Origin of the sequence: Pseudomonas sp. PHC1, from assembly GCF_046487845.1 — a bacterium.
In the GTDB taxonomy this organism is placed as follows: domain Bacteria; phylum Pseudomonadota; class Gammaproteobacteria; order Pseudomonadales; family Pseudomonadaceae; genus Aquipseudomonas; species Aquipseudomonas sputi.
In genome coordinates, this window is sequence record NZ_JBJXHJ010000004.1 from 104,603 (window position 1) to 118,327 (window position 13,725).

Annotated in this window: 13 protein-coding genes; 4 read left to right on the top strand and 9 right to left on the bottom strand. The window is 49.7% G+C overall.

Annotation, left to right across the window (positions count from 1 at the left end; all coding sequences use genetic code 11):
* Positions 1 to 365 precede the first annotated feature (365 nt).
* Entirely contained in the window at positions 366 to 1,055 is a 690-nt protein-coding gene (locus ACKJSM_RS07535) for a response regulator transcription factor (protein ID WP_410237120.1), read from the top strand.
* Positions 1,056 to 1,062: 7 nt separating this feature from the next.
* On the opposite strand, the gene ACKJSM_RS07540 is transcribed toward ACKJSM_RS07535, so the two are convergent.
* The gene (locus ACKJSM_RS07540; RefSeq protein ID WP_410237121.1) at positions 1,063 to 1,719 is read right to left on the bottom strand and encodes a response regulator; all 657 of its coding nucleotides are present in this window, start codon (positions 1,717 to 1,719) and stop codon (positions 1,063 to 1,065) included.
* Positions 1,720 to 1,858: 139 nt separating this feature from the next.
* Here ACKJSM_RS07540 and ACKJSM_RS07545 point away from each other — a divergent pair, with 139 nt between their 5' ends.
* The 3 genes from ACKJSM_RS07545 to ACKJSM_RS07555 all read left to right on the top strand — a co-directional run bounded on the left by ACKJSM_RS07545 (position 1,859) and on the right by ACKJSM_RS07555 (position 5,017).
* Positions 1,859 to 2,257, top strand: a complete 399-nt coding sequence (locus tag ACKJSM_RS07545; protein ID WP_410237122.1) for a hypothetical protein — start codon at positions 1,859 to 1,861, stop codon at positions 2,255 to 2,257.
* Positions 2,258 to 2,483: 226 nt separating this feature from the next.
* Complete coding sequence (gene dsbD, locus ACKJSM_RS07550; RefSeq protein WP_410237123.1) at positions 2,484 to 4,211, top strand: protein-disulfide reductase DsbD; 1,728 nt, start codon at positions 2,484 to 2,486, stop codon at positions 4,209 to 4,211.
* Complete coding sequence (locus ACKJSM_RS07555) at positions 4,211 to 5,017, top strand: prolipoprotein diacylglyceryl transferase family protein (RefSeq protein ID WP_410237124.1); 807 nt, start codon at positions 4,211 to 4,213, stop codon at positions 5,015 to 5,017. Before dsbD ends, ACKJSM_RS07555 begins: the two co-directional genes overlap by 1 nt.
* Before the next feature lie 86 nt (positions 5,018 to 5,103).
* Here ACKJSM_RS07555 and ACKJSM_RS07560 read toward each other — a convergent pair whose 3' ends face one another.
* From ACKJSM_RS07560 to ACKJSM_RS07595, 8 genes are all read right to left on the bottom strand, one after another.
* Positions 5,104 to 5,568 (bottom strand): response regulator, encoded by a 465-nt coding sequence (locus tag ACKJSM_RS07560; RefSeq protein ID WP_410237125.1) that lies wholly within the window; start codon positions 5,566 to 5,568, stop codon positions 5,104 to 5,106.
* A gap of 136 nt (positions 5,569 to 5,704) precedes the next feature.
* Positions 5,705 to 6,478 carry an OmpA family protein gene (locus tag ACKJSM_RS07565; protein WP_410237126.1) on the bottom strand — a complete coding sequence of 258 codons (774 nt, stop codon included), beginning with the start codon at positions 6,476 to 6,478 and terminating at the stop codon, positions 5,705 to 5,707.
* An 11-nt stretch (positions 6,479 to 6,489) separates the two neighbouring features.
* Positions 6,490 to 6,906, bottom strand: a complete 417-nt coding sequence (locus tag ACKJSM_RS07570; protein ID WP_410237127.1) for a DUF4398 domain-containing protein — start codon at positions 6,904 to 6,906, stop codon at positions 6,490 to 6,492.
* Positions 6,907 to 7,066: 160 nt separating this feature from the next.
* Entirely contained in the window at positions 7,067 to 7,501 is a 435-nt protein-coding gene (locus ACKJSM_RS07575) for a hypothetical protein (protein WP_410237128.1), read from the bottom strand.
* Between the two features lie 138 nt (positions 7,502 to 7,639).
* On the bottom strand, positions 7,640 to 8,854 hold the full coding sequence (locus ACKJSM_RS07580) for a PrpF domain-containing protein (protein WP_410237129.1): 1,215 nt from the start codon (positions 8,852 to 8,854) through the stop codon (positions 7,640 to 7,642).
* A gap of 76 nt (positions 8,855 to 8,930) precedes the next feature.
* Positions 8,931 to 12,029 carry a multidrug efflux RND transporter permease subunit gene (locus ACKJSM_RS07585; RefSeq protein WP_410237130.1) on the bottom strand — a complete coding sequence of 1,033 codons (3,099 nt, stop codon included), beginning with the start codon at positions 12,027 to 12,029 and terminating at the stop codon, positions 8,931 to 8,933.
* 40 nt (positions 12,030 to 12,069) lie between these two features.
* A complete protein-coding gene (locus ACKJSM_RS07590) occupies positions 12,070 to 13,200 on the bottom strand; it encodes an efflux RND transporter periplasmic adaptor subunit (protein ID WP_410237131.1) in 1,131 nt (376 codons plus the stop codon).
* 230 nt (positions 13,201 to 13,430) lie between these two features.
* Positions 13,431 to 13,628 (bottom strand): co-regulatory protein PtrA N-terminal domain-containing protein, encoded by a 198-nt coding sequence (locus ACKJSM_RS07595; RefSeq protein WP_410237132.1) that lies wholly within the window; start codon positions 13,626 to 13,628, stop codon positions 13,431 to 13,433.
* Positions 13,629 to 13,725: the final 97 nt, after the last annotated feature.

Here is a 13,725-nt window from a genome sequence, read left to right on the forward strand (position 1 = left end):
TTTTTACAATCCGTTGATCATCCGGAGGCTCTGAATGAGCGTCGTTACTGGGATAGGGTCGGTCTCAGAGAGACCTTATACAAGCGTAACCCTCATAGATCAGAAAGCTAAATGTAGCTCTAAGCGTACTAAATTGCATTTTTTGTTCCTACGAAGCCTAACTCCAGATAAATGCACACCCCTTAAGAGCAAGACATGTCTCAAATAATGACGCTTTCCGCCTCAAACCCAGTAACTGGGCCACCAGAATCACCCACGACAAAAGATTTCTTTAGGTGCAATCTTAGGCTAATGTAGCGAGCAATGAGTCAGTGTAGAAACCTTTACAAACACACCGTGCCACCTACGGATGGAGCTCAAAATCAATGAGATGGTCAACCCTATCCCCCCTGCGAATTTGCTTGCTGGATGATCACGCCTTGATTCGAGAGGCTCTAAAAATAAGGTTAGCTCTTGAATCAGATTTCAAAATCGTAGGTACATACGCCAGAAGCAACGAGTTGCTTGAAGCTTTGCGCAACCAAGAGGCGGACTTGGTGGTACTTGACTATCAGTTAACGGATGGCGACCTTGACGGCATCAGGCTGATTCAGTTAGTACGCAGTCATTATCCAGATTTACGAATTTTAATTTTTTCTTCATTAGAACGCCCTGCCACAATTAACTTGAGTATTCGTGCCGGCGCCAATGGCTTTGTTGGAAAATCTCAGGAAACCGATGATTTAATTAAAGCCATTCGCGTGGTGGCAACGGGCAAAATATACCTTGCTCCCGAGATTGCAGCTGAACAAAAAAACTTTCCAAAAATTGGAAAATCAGATGAGAGCCTGCCTTTTCAGACTGAAAATGCACTTATTAATAATACAGAGCTCTCTCCAAAAGAGCGAGAAGTTCTCAGATGCTGCCTAGAAGGTCTTTCTGTCATCCAAATCGCGGCTAAATTCTCACGCAGTAGAAAAACTATTAGTGGGCAAAAGCAAGCAGCCTTCAAAAAGCTTGGAATAAAAACAGACACGGAATTATTCAAACTACACTCGCAACTACAAGAAACTTAACACCACCTTAGACCAAGCCATTGCGACTCGCGAATCCATGCAAATCAATAATATTTTTCATATTGAGCTTCTGTAGGATTCGCGACTTATAAGTGCTAATAGTCTTATTACTCAAAAACATTCGCGCTGCAATTTCTTTATTACTTAGCCCCTGGACAATCTGCTGCATAACGCGCAGCTCTCTAACAGAAAGCTTGTTAAGCATTTCATACTCACTAACATTTACGCCCATCCGATGACTAACGTAGGGAATATTGGAAAAATAAATTTCATTTTCTAATGCAGCACTAGCTGCAAGCAAAAGCTCATTTGGATCATTTTTTTTAGATATAAAAGCGTGCGCTCCTATCTGCAAGCAGCGACTAGCCAACTGGCTTGGCTGCTGACCGGTGTACACGACAATTCTTGTAGGTAACTTTCTGGCTACTACGTTTTGGATAACAGTCAGCCCGTCAAGATTCGGCACATCAATCTCCAAGATCATTAAGTCTGGCTTCAGCACTTGAGCAACTTGCAACGCCTCAGCGCCGTTATCCACTTCAGATACCACCTTAAAGCCTTCGCACTCAAGTAATGAGCGAATGGCCATACGCATTGCAACATGTGGGTCGACAATAATGATCTGCTTACTCACTTCAAAGCCCTCTTCTGCTTTATCACTCATCTAAGAATACGAGAATATTTTTAGCCATCTGTTACCAATGTTCCGAGTTAGCCGCTTTTTGAGACAAGTCTTAAACCTATAAATAGATATTCCAGATAACCTAGCAGGTGATAAATTCAGATAAACAAGGTGAGATACAATGTTTGACAAAAACATTAGGATTCTAATTGTAGAACCAAATGAAACCCAAGCAATTTGCGTTGACAAAATGCTTAATCGCATGGGTTACTACTGCGTAGCGTCTACACGAACTTTGATTGAAGGGTTGATCCTCAATAGCTATGGCTTGAGGAAGTTTGACGCCCTGATTTTACCTGAGCACATGATCAGGCCAACTCCTGGCAAAGCCTCTTCTGGCACAATCTTCAACATAAACAACTTATTTGTATATGCATGCGACTCGAGCTCAACAAGAATAGATCCGAAAAACAAAGGCGTGCTTCGTACTCATACTGGGCTGCCAGAATATCCGGCCCTTGAGGAGTTCATGACGTGTGTGGTGCGTAATCACTCACTGAGTTTGGCTAAAACGGCGTGACCTTCCCGGCACGACTAGACCTCTCGCCATAATTTATGGTGTGCCAGAGAGGTCTAGTCCGTCGTCAGACCGCTCAGTCACAAGAAACACTGACGGTCAATTCTCCAAAGCGACATCTGCTAATTAGTTAAACCTCGAAGCACGGAAATAAAAATCTCCTTTCATTAATGATTAACTAACTGACAGGTGATAATCTCCGGCGGCTTCCGATCCCAAGGATATTATTATGCGGCGACTGTTAGCGTTAGTATTGGTGTTTTTTTCCGGGTTAACCCATGCGGTGCTTAGCCCATTTGATGTTGAGCCGCAGTTTCTAGCCGCAGAGAAAGCATTCAGCTTTACCTCCGAACGCTTACCCTCCGGCGAAACCCAGCTCTATTGGCAGATAGCTGACGGCTACTACCTCTACCAGCAGCGCCTAACCTTCGATGGCCTACCTAATGAGTACAAGCCATCGTTCCCTGAGGGAGAGACCCACAGTGATGAGTTTTTCGGTACTCAACAGGTTTATCGGCAAGGTCTAGAACTCAAGATCCCTGCAGGCGCGACCGGCAAATTTAAACTGGGCTGGCAAGGCTGTGCTGACGCGGGCCTGTGTTACCCACCGCAATCACTGACCATTGATCTGGGTGGCTCAACTGCAATAGACACCGGTGGTGAAGCACAGGATCAAGCTTTGGCAAGCGGCCTAAAGCAACGCGCTTTAGGCTGGAGCTTGCTCATTTTCTTTGGTCTAGGTTTGCTTCTGGCATTCGCCCCCTGCTCTCTTCCTATGCTTCCAATACTAGCTGGCTTGGTCGTTGGTAGCGGCGCGAGCCCTCGTCGCGGGTTTGCCCTCGCGGGCAGCTACGTATTTTGTATGGCCTTGGTTTATGCCTCCATGGGCGTACTCGCCGCAATGCTGGGAGCGAACCTTCAAGCTCTTTTACAACAGCCTTGGGTTTTGGGTAGTTTTGCAGCGATCTTCGTTCTACTCGCGCTGCCAATGTTTGGCTTTTTCGAACTCCAATTGCCAAGCTTCGTACGTGACCGCCTAGAGAACGCAAGCCGTCAACGCAACGGCGGCAGCTTGGTCGGCGCCGGCGTATTGGGGGCGTTGTCCGGGCTTCTTGTCGGCCCGTGCATGACAGCTCCTTTAGCTGGTGCCCTCTTGTACATCGCACAAAGCGGAAATGCTCTCCACGGCGGCCTCGTTTTGTTCGCAATGGGCCTGGGTATTGGTATACCTCTTCTACTACTGGTCACTGTAGGTAATCGCTTCCTACCAAAACCAGGTGCATGGATGAATTTGCTAAAAGGTGCATTCGGCTTCCTATTCCTTGCAACGGCGATTTACATGCTTCGTCCTGTTCTAGATGAATCACTCTGGATCGGATTGTGGGGAATTCTCTCGTTAGCTTTTGCATACACACTTTGGCATGAGCGCCATCCCCACCACGTGTTCGGTATTGCATCATTGACATTTGGTATTTGGGGTAGCCTGTTGATGGTAGGCGCAGCTATAGGTGCCGATGATGTATGGCGCCCTTTGAAGGTACTAGGGACGGCCTCAGCCTCCACTGAAGCTCAGCGCTCAGCCGTCCAAGACAACTTCGTCAAGCTGAAGTCTCCCGCACAATTGCAGACTGAACTTGACTCAGCAAAAGCAAATGGCCAATGGGTGATGCTGGATTTTTACGCTGACTGGTGTGTGTCATGCAAAGTCATGGAGAAGGAAGTATTTGGCTCAAGCCAGGTCATGCAGTCACTGAAGGATGTACGCCTACTGAAACTTGATGTGACTGCCGATAACGCTGATAGCCGTGAATTGCTGGCTAGATACAAAGTACCTGGGCCACCAAGCTTTCTTTGGATCGGCCCTGATGGAGAAGAGCGCCGCAGTCGACGCATCACAGGACAGGTTGATGCGGAAGAGTTTCTACAACGCTGGAACCAAACGAAAGAGAGCCTTTAATGCTGACCCTTAACATCGGAAGTTTCGTCATCTCCTTGAGCCACCTCCTGCTTTTCTTGGCACTCCTTGCAGCGACGCTGATTGGACGTAGGGTGGCCAAACAAGGCAAGCAACGCTTGGACTCGGTGTTGTTCTGGCTATTTATGCTGGGCCTTCTAGTGGCTCGCATCAGCTTCGTGCTGATTTATAGAGAACAATATGGTGATGACCTTTGGCGAATCGTCGACATTCGCGATGGAGGCTTCCACGCGCTCTCAGGCGCCATCGCCGTTATGCTTGTGGCTTTGCTATGGGGCTGGAGAAATGCCAATTTGCGTCGCCCGCTGGCTGCGTCAGTCATCAGCGGCATGCTTTTATGGGGGTTGGGCTCTCTATCATTGAGCGTATACGAGCAAGGTACGAAGTTGCCGGAAATCCCTGTACGAAACATCAACGGAGAAATGGTTGATCTCACCAGTTTCCAGGGGCGTCCCTTGGTGATCAACTTATGGGCGACCTGGTGCCCCCCTTGCCGTCGTGAAATGCCAGTTCTGCAAAAAGCTCAAGCGGAAAATCCACACTTGACCTTCCTCTTTGTGAACCAAGGAGAGGGAGCGGACATAGTAAATAAATTCCTCTCCAGCCAAGATTTGAATTTGAACAACATCCTGTTTGATAGCGGGGGACGCCTAGGCCAAGTCGTAGGTTCGATGGCATTGCCTACAACGTTGTTCTACAGCGCTGATGGCCGCCTGATTAAAAGCCATCTTGGTGAGTTATCAGACGCGAGCCTTGCGCACGTCCTGAAGCAGTTTTCAGCGCCCTAACTTGCTGCTCCGCACGGCCCTAATCGGGCCGTGCGTAAGCGTATGAGTCCATGCCACTGCAGCTCTATTAGGTCAACTGTATAAAATCAGTGAACGCGCCGATGCTTTTCTGCTTGGAGTCGGGTAGGTAAGGCTCGATCAATTTCAGCCTTTACGTTAAAGAGCAGAACGTCACGATGAGGATCCACTACAGCCATAACCTGGTTGAGCGTTGACATGTCAGGTAACGGCATGGAGGTCAGTTGAACGGTTCTCGGTGAAGAACTCCTCTCCGCAGTCGGATGTTCGTCGCCATAAATCAGGGTGTATCGAACCTGTGAATTTCCTGCAACAAACGAAAGCAAATCAAACTTTTCGCTTTCAGCAATGGAGGCATTGACTATCAAAAGGTCAACCGGCTCACTTCCCGCGTCTATGACGCTCAGAAGCTCTTTTAAACTCTGCATAGGCGCGATACGGTAATAACCCAGCTGATTAAGCGCCCGCTCAATTTTCAATCGATAGAAATGCTGTACATCGGCGATTAGAAATCTCAAATCTTTATTTGGCATTATTATTCTCACGCTTAAGTCGCCTCCTTCCGTGCAAACGTCATAAAGGAGCCCCCTACCCTAAGGCTCAAATATCTTTGCATGGAGAAGGCAAACCGCTACCCTGTAGGGTAGCGGGCTTTAACAGAGGAAGGTCTTAGTAACGATTGTTAACCAACGAAGCGCCGTTCGAGACAATCACTTCAACTCGTCGGTTGAGCTGCCTTCCATCGACGCTGTTATTGTCAGCAATCGGGTACTCCTCGCCATATCCCTGGGTAAAAATACGTCCGGGGTCGACCCCCAACTGTGAAAGTGCTGCGGCGACCGAGGCAGCACGACGTTCGGACAGGCGCTGATTGAACTCATCACTCCCCACGTTATCGGTGAAGCCTTCTACCCTTAGCTTGCGCTCAGGGTTGGCTATCAGAAAGCTGGCCAGTTGCTCGAAGCTACGTCGACTGCCGTACTTCAATTCAGCCTTCCCTGTGTCGAATAACACATCGTTGAAAGTAATTACCTGGCCACGTTCGGTCTGCTTGGCGTTCATGGCTTGCAATGCCTTGAGCTGCTGAGTGCGGACGTCTAATTGCACCTGCGTCGTCTCAACCGCGATATTTTGAAGATCCGATTGAGCCTTGCGTCCCAAAATCGTTTGCTCAGCAAAGGCAATTTTCTGGTTTGCCAGATAAGCCAACTGATCTACCGCCGGGTCGAGGTGATCCGCGTTAGAGGCTGCATCTGCCTTATTCAAGGCTTGAAATGCATCCTTGGTTTCCAATGGAGCCATGGTGTTAGACAGCGGATTACTTTGCAGCGTGCTAAAGCGTTCATGAGCCTCTTTCAGTTTACTGTTAATGTCAGGTGTAGCACAGCCAGCTATCAACAATGCCAGAAGTGAGATTGCCGGCAGCTTGATTGAGTAGTGCATAGAGTCTTCCTTTATTCAGTGACACTCGCAGGTGGAGCAACTCCAGTTGAAGGAGCCTGAAGCATTTCCTGTTTTAGTACCTGTATACCAACTTGGGACTGCTGTAATTGCTCTTGCCACTTCACCGCTTGAGCTTTACGTTCAGCAAGATTGGCATCTACTTCAATCTGTTCGGCCAAGGCACGGGCCTTTATATAATCATGCTCCCCCATTGCCCGCTCCATTAGAAGCATCTTGTCTTGGGCGCTCTTCATTTCCACTGGCGCGTATTGTGTGGCATTGGCTGACATCGCTCTCATAACAGCGTTTTTCGAAAGTAAGATTTGATCCTGCGGCTCAGGTACGCCGGCACATGCGGCCAAAGCTCCGGTCGTTACTACGAGTAATGTAATTTTTTTGGCCCGGGAAAACATAGTTTCACCAATCATGGAAAGCTCCAGAGCATTCGAGGAGGATAGAGTCCAGGAGTAGATCCCAAACGACTTTAGATCTGACGCACATGCATCCATTCAGTAAACGATGGTGCCTTCTCACCCACCTCCTCGCTCTGTGCATCAGAGCAGCTCGCAAACGGACATTGAAAAAGTATTAGCAAGCCCCTGCTGAGAGCAGATCGAAGGAGGGATCAATCAAAGAGAGAAAGTCTACTAGCTGCGTGCGATCGATTTTATGAATCAACCGAACCTGCTGACTTGAGCGTTCACAAAAGGTGCGCGGAAATCGCCTCTGAAGGCTTGAGTCATAGATCAACGCATGGCGAAGTCGCGTATTCTCCAAGCAAAAATCGAGTGCATTCATCCCCACTGCTGAGACCAACTCAGCGTTAACCACAACCAAGTCAAATCGCTCGAAGGGGTCTGGGCTATAGTGGGTGAGCGTTATCAGGTCGCTGAAGCAGCTCACCGGAGCGACTCGGTAATAACCAAGACCATTGAGATCTTTTTCAATCATCGAGCGACGTGAACACTCTTGATCAGCGACCAGTATTCGCAAAAACTTGCTGGACGGGGATTGGAAAGTCATCGTTGAACACTCAGAGGGAAGTGTTCAGAAAGCTATCTTAAGCCGTCTCCTAGCTATACGGGATATGTCTCAAAAACGATGGCACGAGTGTTCAGCGGGCCTACCGGCTGAAGCAGATCGTTTAATCGCTTCGTCTAGTCACCCCATCAAAGCGCTGACCAATGCAGCTGATGCTCTATAAAGCGGCACATGTCCACGCATCAAGATCTGCGTATTCCTTCGATAAGCAACACTTTGTATTGCGATTTTCCCGCCGTTATCGCTAGCGACAACGGTGGCATCCAGTCGACCGGCTGGATTCTCAATGCTGACGTCGATATCCGAGTAAGATCCCGAAGGCTGAGTGATTCCCTGAGCCAATTTATGAGCCACCGAGCCAGGAATGAGACAGGCTGCAGCAAGACAGCAACCACCCGATACAGCCATAGAAGAATGACCGGTCTGTGGCGTGAAATAGCGAACTGCAATATTGCCCCCGTGTCTTGAAGCACCGACGATGCAGGCTTTAGGGATAGTTTCACTTCGTTCAAGTTCAGCACGACTGATCCGTTCTCCATCACGACGACGTAGACCCATTTTCAGGCCGGCCTCAATCCATACGTGCCTGAATGCCGCCATAAAATCAGCATCTGCTTCGAGCTCAGCAATTGGTTCATGACCAGTTTTACCAAAGCTCTCTGCGTCCATGATGACCATGGGAACAGCAACATCGACACACGAGACTTCATAGCCGGCAATATTGTCGACGGCAGAGCCAGTTGGTAGCAGGGCGCCGGTCTTGCTACCAACAGGAGATTGAAGAAACAGATCAACGCGTGGATATGAACCGCTCACTCCGGGAATATCAGCCGTCACAAGCATGCCACGCACATCCAGCAACATGCGTGTGATCGTGACGACATTGGTGTTGGTATTTCTGATCCTGATCTCAATTTCACCGCTCGCAGGTATTGAAAATAGGCCAGTATCGATAGCCCAGAGTGGCAGAGTAGAGGACATATTTCCGCAGTTGACGCTCCAGTCTATTTCACCATGATCACTTGCCAGTTGAGCAAGAGTGCTTATCAGTTGGCGCCCAGTTGGCGAGTCCTCGACTGATGCCAAAAATATCTTGTTGCTGGTGGCGACGCCTCGCCCAAGTCCCGTGATTTGGCGATTCCCCTTCTGCTGTCCAGAAAGCGGAGCTCCCATAAGATGCAACAGCAGCTCTCTGCGCAAGGTCTCGTCTTTCGGTACCCAGTGCTCCGCGATCACCACGCCGGTGGAGGTACCACCTCTCATATAATGCACGGGTACTTCGACGATACCTGCCTGGTTCTGAATAGGCGCTTCTCGTTGCTCGTTACTTACCATTGCCACTCTCTCAGCTAACGGGATAATCAGAGATACAGCTTCCTACCGACCATTAAGAGGGTCGGCAGGTTATTGCCTAGAGTTTCTTGCGGTGCTTGCCGACCATCTGCATCACGACAACGAAAAACACTGGAACAAACACCACCGCTAGCGTTGCGGTGATCATTCCTCCGATCACACCAGTTCCGATTGCCTGTTGGCTTGCGGAGCTCGCACCGGTAGCCAGCGCCAGCGGAACGACCCCAAGGATGAATGCCAAGGAAGTCATAACGATTGGTCGCAACCGCAAGCGTGCCGCTTGCACGGTGGCGTCTATCAGATCATGACCTTCTTCATGCAGGCGCTTGGCAAACTCGATGATAAGAATTGCATTTTTCGCCGATAGGCCAATGATCGTCACTAAGCCGACCTTGAAAAAAACATCGTTGGGCATATCACGCATGGTCACGGCCAATACAGCGCCGAGCACCCCCAAAGGAACTACGAGCAATACCGATGTTGGTATTGACCAGCTTTCGTAGAGAGCGGCCAAACACAGAAACACAATCAGCAGCGACAATCCCAGTAACAGTGGTGCTTGGCTACCGGATATACGCTCCTGCAGAGATAGCCCCGTCCACTCCTGGCCAAGACCTGCTGGGCCTTGCGCAACTAAACGTTCGATTTCTGCCATGGCTTCCCCAGAGCTATAACCTGGGGCAGGCTCACCAGAAATGCTGACAGCCGGATATCCGTTGTAGCGCGTTAGCTGTGTGGGGCCCAATGTCCAATTTGCTTTTACGAAAGCCTCCAGTGGCACCATATTCCCGGAGTTATTGCGCACGTGTATTTTCAGTAAGTCCTCCACCTGACTACGGTGATCGCCTTCAGCTTGAACCACTACACGCTGCATCCTTCCCTGGTTAGGAAAATCGTTGACGTAGGTAGACCCCAAGGAGGTCGAGAGCACATTACTGATATCGGCGAAGGAAACACCCATGGCTTTGGCTCTTCCACGATCAACAACGAGCTTCACCTGAGGCGCTTCCGCTAGTGCACTTTCACGGACGTTAGTCAGTACCGGACTTTTCTCTGCAGCTTGTAGTAGAGCTGTACGTGCTTGCATCAGTGTCTCGTGCCCAAGCCCTCCGCGATCTTGCAAGCGGAACTCAAAGCCACTGGAATTCCCCAAGCCATCTACCGGTGGAGGCAGGACAGAATAGGCTACAGCATCTTTAATTTGACCAAACGCATGGGTGGCACGATCAGCAATGGACGCAGCTGAATCCGTTGAATCTCGCTCAGACCAGTCTTTTAGCGTACTGAACGCGAGTGCTGCGTTCTGACCGCTACCGGAAAAGCTGAAACCTAAAATTATGGTGCTGTCCGCGACTCCTGGCTCGGTAGCGTTGTGTGCTTCAATTTGCTGCACGACGTCGACAGTACGTTTCCTGCTGGCACCAGGCGGTAGCTGGATATCGGTAATGGTATAGCCTTGGTCTTCGACCGGAAGAAATGAAGTAGGCAATCGATTGAAGCAAATCACCAGGCCAACCAGCAGAACGCCATAGATCAACAAGTAGCGGCCACTGCGCTTGAGCGCATAGATCACCCAACCTTCATAACGAGTAGTCAATCGCTCAAACTGTCTATTGAACCAGCCGAAAAAGCCTTTTTTAGCCTGATGATCTCCCTTGGAAATAGGTTTAAGCAAAGTGGCGCACAAGGCCGGCGTAAGGGTAAGGGCAAGAAACGCCGAGAACAGAATTGAGGTGGCCATCGATAGCGAAAACTGCTGGTAGATCACGCCGACAGTACCTGGCATGAACGCCATAGGAATGAACACTGCTACGAGTACAAGAGTGATGCCGACAATTGCACCGGTAATCTGGTGCATCGCCTTGCGCGTCGCCTCAACGGGTGAGAGGCCTTCATTGACCATGATCCGTTCGACGTTTTCGACTACCACAATGGCATCGTCAACCAAGATGCCAATGGCCAATACCATACCGAACATTGTTAGCACATTTATAGAAAACCCCAGAGCTAGCAATGTCGCCAATGTGCCCATCAGTGCGACCGGTACCACGAGCGTCGGAATCAAGGTGTAGCGGATGTTCTGCAGGAAAAGGAACATCACTGCGAACACCAGTACCATAGCTTCAACAAGGGTGTAAAAGACCTTGGTGATCGAGACTTTAACGAATGGCGAGGTATCAAATGGCAACTGATACTCTACAGCGGGTGGAAAATAGCGGGATAACTCGTCCATCTTTGCCTTGATCAGGCCAGCAGTTTCGAGCGCATTGGCTCCAGGTGCCAGCTGGACGCTAATGGCTGTTGATGGCTTGCCATTTAGGCGAGTGGAAAATTGGTATTCCTGACTCCCGATCTCTACGCGAGCTACATCCTTGATGCGCACATCCGAACCATCCGCGTTTGCACGCAAAACGACGTCAGCGAAACCTTCAGGGGTCGTTAACTGGCCCTCTACCAACACGGTCGCAGTGATTTCCTGAGCGTTGGAATTGGGTAAATCCCCAATGCTACCCGCAGCCACTTGCGCATTCTGCTCGGAGATAGCGGTATTGATATCTGCAGGGGTCAGGTTGAAGCTAATCAATTTCTGCGGATCAATCCAGATCCGCATAGCCCGTTCCGCGCCGTAGAGGGATGCCTTGCCGACACCATCAAGCCGCTTGATTTCGTTCATCACATTACGAGCAAGATAGTCGCTGAGCGTTACGTTATCGAGCGAACCATCTGTCGAAGTTAAAGTGATCAGCAGTAGGAAGCTGGTTGAGACTTTCTCGACCTGAATACCTTGTTGGATGACTGGCTGAGGAAGACGCGACTCAACTGCCTTTAGCCGGTTTTGCACGTCCACCTGCGCCAGATCCGGATCTGTTCCAGGCTTGAAGGTCGCAGTAATGGTGGCGCTGCCAAGGCTGCTCTGCGACTCGAAATACAAAAGGTGGTGGGCGCCGTTGAGCTCTTCTTCAATAAGGCTGACAACGCTCTCGTCGACGATTTTTGCTGAGGCACCCGGGTACGAGGCTTGGATCTCAACTTTTGGCGGCGCGACATTGGGATATTGCGCCACTGGTAGTTGCGGGATTGCCAAAGCGCCAGCCAGAAGAATAAATAGCGCGACCACCCAAGCAAATACCGGGCGGTCGATGAAGAACTGCGGCATAAAATTTATGTCCGTCCTATCGCTCAGTCACCCGAGCAAATTATGAGGGAGTGTTGTCGACCAGCACTTTCTCGCCGGCACGGGCATGCTGCAGGCCTTCAACGATGATTCGATCACCTGGGTTAAGTCCGCCAATGACAACCCAACGATTGTTAACAACTGGGCCTAGCTGCACCGCTTTTTGAGCGACTTGATCGTTAGCATCAAGCAATAAAACTTGCGCTACGCCGGCGCTGTCACGCTGGATCGCACGTTGCGGAACACTGATGCCTTGTTGATTGATTGCCTGCTCCAGTCGCACCCGCACAAAGCTACCTGGGAGGAGATCAAGATTTGGATTGGGAAACTCGCTTCGCACGATGACTTGGCCAGTGCCGGAGTCGACACTGATGTCGGAGAAGAGCAGTCTGCCTCCTAGGGGGTAAGGATTGCCGTCGTCCTGAACAAGTGTAGCCTTGACTTGATCATGGCCAACCTGCTGCATTTGCCCTGAACGGAACGCCTTACGCAATTCATTGAGTTCGCGGGTAGATTGACTCAGGTCGGCATAGATTGGATCTAGCTGCTGAATCAGGGCTAACGGAGTGCTTTCGCCCTCACCGACAAGAGCCCCTTCAGTTACCAGCGCTCGGCCAACTCGACCTGAGATCGGAGCAATGACCGTGGCATAACTCAGATTTAGTTTTGCTTGTGCAACTGCTGCCTCCTTCGCAGACACGTCAGCGTTGGTTTGGTGAGCAGCACTAATGGCGTTGTCATACTCCTGCCTGCTAATGGCGTTGCTCTCGATTAGCGTGGTGTAACGCTGAACCTGCAACCGCGCTTGAACGGCACTGGCTTGTGCCTTACGCAGCTTAGCTTGCGCACTATCTAGCTCCGCGTTCAAAGGGGCCGGATCAATCCGAAAAAGAACCTCCCCCTTCTTTACGTCACTCCCTTCACGAAAATTCTGCTCCATGACCACACCAGGGACACGCGCCCGCACTTCAGCAATGCGTGGAGCAACGATTCGCCCGCTCAATTCGCTGTGGATGGGGAGCACTTGTGCTTCAACCGTTTCTATACGAACAGTGGCAAGCGGTGTGTTTTTTTGCTCGGACGGCGCTTTACCACATGCGGTGAGTATCAGTGATAAAGCAATTAAAGCAGCAGAGAATATTTTTTTTGGCACGTAATTACCTCAGAAGCGCGCTACGCAGTAACGTCGCGCGCAGTGAAGCTCCGGGATATTAGATTTACAACCTGTCTAAATTGGAGTCACAGGACTACAACGAAGAGAAAGAACATGCCTATAGATCCGAATCAAAAAACAGACACAGGAAATCTAGGCATTTTTAATATCACAAGGGCAATAATGAGCATACCCTGACAAGTAACTCGGCATTGACAACCGCCTAAGCCTTAGCAGTTTTTCTCTGTATTCAGATCACTTTTCTCGGCAACAGATTGCTCCTGTTCACTTATCTTAGCTCGCTCTGCAAGCTGGGCATCACGCATTTTTTCATATCGTTCAATGACACGATCCCCACCGCCCTCCGCTTGAGAAACTACTGGCAGCATGAGCAGGATAGCTAACGACGAAACTTTTACAAAAGACATGTAAAACCTTACTAATAAAACAAGCAGCAAAATTACTGCCAAAGAACTATTACAAAAACCAGTTAAGCGAAAATTAATAGAACTAAATATCTGTAAA